The following is a 582-nucleotide window of genomic DNA, read 5'->3' as shown; positions in this document are numbered from 1 at the left end:
TCGGCGACGTTGGCGGCGGCCTGCTCGAAATTCAGACCGGTGCAGAGCAGGTCGGCGCCGGCCGCGAGTGACGTCAGCGTCGCGCTCACCTCGCCCCAATGCCGGATGAGGGGCTCCCAGACCTTGCGCATCAACCTGATCGGGCTGCGGACCGTCCAAATGTTCCGGAAGAACTCCGACCACATGTTGCGGAGGAACTCCTCGTCGAGGAAATCGTGCAGTTCCGGGCCGTACGGGACCGCCGTGAGCCCGGCGGACTCGGCGAAGCCCACCAATTCCGGCGGGACGGCCATGGCCACGTCGTGCCCTCGGCGCAGCAGCTCGCGGCCCACAGCCGCCAAAGGCTCGATGTCGCCGCGGGTTCCATACCCGGCGAGGGCGAATTTCGTCACGGGTCCTAGCCTTGCAGTTGCCGTGCACCGGCGACGTCAGGGGTGCCAGTCCTCACCCAATCCGTCCCACGCGCGCGAAGTTTTCCAGAAGGTCGGCGCTCTTGGTGATGCTGTCCGCGGGCTTCGTCATCCGGGCGGCCAGCTCGCGGGCGCGGGAGACGTAGTCGGGGGAGAGGATCTGGCGCAGGTC

Annotated in this window: 1 protein-coding gene; it reads right to left on the bottom strand. The window is 68.0% G+C overall.

Features of this window, described 5'->3' with window-relative positions; all coding sequences use genetic code 11:
• A partial coding sequence (locus A9X04_RS27655; protein ID WP_197509455.1) for a glycosyltransferase occupies positions 1-392 on the bottom strand: 392 nt, incomplete at its 3' end.
• Positions 393-582 lie beyond the last annotated feature (190 nt).

It is taken from the genome of Mycobacterium sp. E3247 (assembly GCF_001667785.1).
In the GTDB taxonomy this organism is placed as follows: domain Bacteria; phylum Actinomycetota; class Actinomycetes; order Mycobacteriales; family Mycobacteriaceae; genus Mycobacterium.
Note: the sequence above shows the minus strand (reverse complement) of the source record. Positions and strands in the feature narration are given on the sequence as shown.